This is a genomic window from Methanoculleus sp. UBA413 (assembly GCF_002502935.1).
Classification (GTDB): domain Archaea; phylum Halobacteriota; class Methanomicrobia; order Methanomicrobiales; family Methanoculleaceae; genus Methanoculleus; species Methanoculleus bourgensis.
Window position 1 is genome coordinate 1 of record NZ_DAQR01000003.1, and the last position, 3,555, is coordinate 3,555.

A 3,555-nucleotide genomic window follows, 5' to 3' on the forward strand; every position below is an offset into this window, starting at 1 on the left:
ACCGGCGATGCGGTGGCGAATCCCAAGTATCTCAGGAACGCCCAGGTGCGGTTGGCCGTGCTCCAGCGCCGACTCGACCGCAAGCAGAAGGGTTCCCAGAACCGGAACAAGGCCCGACTCAAGGTCGCCCGGTGTCACCAGAAAATTGCCGACCAACGGCAGGACTTCCAGCACCAGCTCTCTTCTCGACTGGTCCGCGAAAACCAAGCCCTGGCCGTGGAGTCCCTGAACGTGGACGGCATGGTGAAGAACCACTCTCTCGCGAGAGCGATCAGCGATGCCGGGTGGGGAACATTCCTTGCGATGCTGGCGTACAAGTGTCGGGAGGCGGGGAAAACCCTGCTGAGGATCGGGGTCTTCGAGCCGTCTTCCAAGACCTGCTCGGTCTGCGGCTACCGGAAGGCCGACCTGACGCTGAAGGATCGGGAGTGGATATGCCCGGACTGCGGCACGACCCACGACCGGGACCTGAACGCCGCGATCAATATCAAGCAATTCGCATTAGCAGGCGCGGAACGCGCCGAAGAGCCTGTGGACCCGCTCCCGATGGGGAGGGGGATGAAGCAGGAAGCCCCCTGCGTAAGCGGGGGGTAGTTCACCAGCACCCATACCCCCTTCGTGCCCGCAAAAATGAATGCCCACGCGCAGAGGATCTCTTCCCATTCTACCGGATCTCCGGGGCCCGGGCGGCGCCCGGAGAGATCCATTCCCCGGGTCGCGAGAGCTGTGGCAGTCAGGCGAAAGAATGTTGTATTTGCACGACTCCCCTGGACCATAGGGAGGTTGAGACCATCGACGTCATCGTAGCGCGCGACCTGGAGAAGCGGTTTGAGGACCTCATCGCGGTCGACCGCATCACCTTCCGGGTCAGGAAAGGGGAGGTCTTTGGGTTTCTCGGGCCAAACGGGGCCGGGAAGACGACGGCCATGAAAATGATCCAGTGCGTCTCCCCAAAGACCGGCGGCACCCTCGAAGTCTTCGGCATGGATGTGGATTCCCACCAGCGTGAGATCAAGAGCCGCCTCGGCGTGGTGCCGCAGGAGAACAACCTTGACCCTGATTTCTCGACCTACCGGAACCTGCTGATCTACGCCCGCTACTTCGGCATCCCGAAGCACGAGGCAGAGCAGCGGGCGGACGAACTCCTTGCGTTCATGCAACTTGAGGAGAAGCGGGACGTCCTGATCGACAAACTCTCGGGCGGCATGAAACGGCGTCTGATCATCGCCCGGGCCCTGATCAATGCGCCGGAACTCCTCATCCTCGACGAGCCCACCATCGGGCTCGACCCGCAGGCGCGGCATCTGATCTGGGAGAAACTCAGGAGTCTCCAGGCGGCGGGAAACACCCTTGTCCTCACCACCCACTACCTGGACGAAGCAGAACGACTCTGCGACCGGCTGGTGATCATGGACCAGGGAACGATCCTCGTCGAAGGTCGCCCGGAGGATCTCATCAGGGAGCATGCCGGGAGCGACGTCGTCGAGGTGGAGCGGACACAGAAAGCGACCGCCTGTCTGACCGGGCTTGGCGTGACGTACGACGTCGCCGGCGATCTGCTCCAGGTCTTCACGGACCGCCCCCACGACGTGGCGCGGGAACTGCTCGAGGTCTGCCGGCACGAAGCGGCGGTGACGGTTCGGCCGGCGACCCTTGAGGATGTCTTTCTGCGGCTGACCGGCCGGAGCCTGCGGGAGTGAACAAGCGATGATCGAGATCACCGGCAGGGTGCGGAGCGTCTGGCAGAGAAACCTGGACGCTTTCCTCAGGACCTACCGGGTGAACTTCATCCCGCCCTTCATCGAACCGGTCCTCTACCTCCTGGCATTGGGGTTCGGCCTCGGGACGTATATCGAGACGGTCGACGGAATACCCTACCCGGTCTTCATCGCACCGGCGCTCGTCTCGATATCGGTGATGTACTCATCCTTCTTCGAGTGCACCTACTCGTCGTTTGTCAGGATGTACTACCAGAAGACGTTTGACGCGATCATCGCGACACCGGTCAGCATTGATGAGGTGATCGCCGGGGAGATGCTCTGGGGCGCCACCCGCGGCATGATATACGCGACGCTGATGCTTCCCGTGCTCCTTATCTTCGGCGTCGTGGCGATGCCGTCGTCCCTGCTCCTCATCCCGTTCGCATTCCTCGCGGGCCTGCTCTTTGCCAGCATAGGGATGTGCTTCACGGCGATCACACCGGGCATCGATGCGCTGAACTACCCCTCATTCCTCTTCATCACCCCGATGTTCCTCTTCTCGGGGACGTTCTTCCCCCTCGACCTGCTCCCGGAGCCAATCCAGTACTTCGCATTCGCCGCGCTTCCGCTCACGCACGTCGTCAGCATCAACCGGGCGATCACGCTCCCGGCCTTCTCGCCGACAAACCTCTTCAGCCTCGCCTGGATAGCGGCAGCAACCGTGCTTTTCTTTCTTCTCGCCATCAGGCTGATGAGAAGGCGGTTGATCGTGTGAACGGAGAGGCAGGAGGCGTGTACAGCAGGTGCTCCGGGCAAGGAGACACGGGAAAGCGCGCACCATCGCAGGTGCGTATAAAAAAGAGGTTAGAATCTGGGTTTCCTGTACTTCGGGAGGCAGTCGCGGCAATAGACGGGCCGCCCCTCCGTAGGCTTGAAAGGAACTTCGCATTCTTTGCCGCAGTCGGAGCAGACTGCCTTGTGGAACTCGCGGGGGCGATTCTGGTACGACCGCGGACCCCGGCTAGGATATCTCTCTTCCATTGATATTTCACTCACGCTGAGAAACCGTATTCACAACCAACTCAATAGCGGGGTTTCCTGTGCTTCGGGAGGCAGTCGCGGCAATAGACAGGCCTGCCCTCCGTAGGCTTGAAAGGAACTTCGCATTCTTTGCCGCAGTCGGAACAGACTGCCTTATGGAACTCGCGGGGGCGGTCCTGGTACGAGCGGGGACCCCTGCTCGAATATCTCTCATCCATATACTTCAACCATGCAGATAGTCTGCACATATACAACCACCTGCGTGCATATATAAGTGTGTCTCGCGGATCTCGGGCAGGCCCTGCCATCCCGGTATGCCCTTGCCGCACCCGGCTCCCATCACCAGGAGGAGCGCTGGATCGTATCTCCCCGGCGCGACGGCAGGGATCTCAGGGGGAGAAACGTCCCCGTGAAACCAGCCGTTTCCCGCGGCAGCGGGAACTGCGACATAATGCTTTTATCAATGCCGTCCTACCGAATAACATTCAACAATGGCACACGTCAACCGACCTCTTTTGCGCTCCGGCAACATGCCGGTTCTATCCCGGAGACAGGACCAATGGTGAGTGGCTCAGATGACCGACGAGATCCACACAGACGAACCCCCTGATAGCAGACGGAAGGGAAAACATCAGAAACGGACGCTTGGTCCGGTTCCCGACCTTGAAGAGCATGTGAAATCCGACTGGTGGAAGGGTATCTTCAACCGCCTCTACCTCAAGACAGACGGCGACGTCGTCGACGACCAGCAGATCACCAGGTCTGAGATCGACCGGATTACCCGGGTCCTGCATCTCCAGCCTGATGAGAAGGT

At 60.6% G+C, this 3,555-nt stretch carries 5 protein-coding genes and 1 pseudogene; 4 read left to right on the forward strand and 2 right to left on the reverse strand.

The genetic code is table 11. From position 1 onward, the window contains the following. The 3 genes from BP858_RS00345 to BP858_RS00355 all read left to right on the forward strand — a co-directional run. On the forward strand, positions 1–594 hold a 594-nt coding region (locus BP858_RS00345; RefSeq protein ID WP_286878529.1), incomplete at its 5' end, for an RNA-guided endonuclease TnpB family protein. A 197-nt stretch (positions 595–791) separates the two neighbouring features. After that, on the forward strand, positions 792–1,700 hold the full coding sequence (locus BP858_RS00350; RefSeq protein WP_074175698.1) for an ABC transporter ATP-binding protein: 909 nt from the start codon (positions 792–794) through the stop codon (positions 1,698–1,700). A 7-nt stretch (positions 1,701–1,707) separates the two neighbouring features. Then, positions 1,708–2,475 (forward strand): ABC transporter permease, encoded by a 768-nt coding sequence (locus BP858_RS00355; RefSeq protein WP_062264531.1) that lies wholly within the window; start codon positions 1,708–1,710, stop codon positions 2,473–2,475. 89 nt (positions 2,476–2,564) lie between these two features. Here BP858_RS00355 and BP858_RS00360 read toward each other — a convergent pair whose 3' ends face one another. Further along, entirely contained in the window at positions 2,565–2,741 is a 177-nt protein-coding gene (locus tag BP858_RS00360) for a CxxC-x17-CxxC domain-containing protein (RefSeq protein ID WP_074175699.1), read from the reverse strand. Positions 2,742–2,782: 41 nt separating this feature from the next. Beyond that, positions 2,783–2,959: a CxxC-x17-CxxC domain-containing protein gene (locus BP858_RS00365; protein ID WP_074176165.1), complete on the reverse strand. Its 177-nt coding sequence runs from the start codon at positions 2,957–2,959 to the stop codon at positions 2,783–2,785. Between the two features lie 357 nt (positions 2,960–3,316). Here BP858_RS00365 and BP858_RS00370 point away from each other — a divergent pair. Continuing rightward, a pseudogene (locus tag BP858_RS00370) lies at positions 3,317–3,555 on the forward strand (D-alanine--D-alanine ligase); the annotation flags it as partial.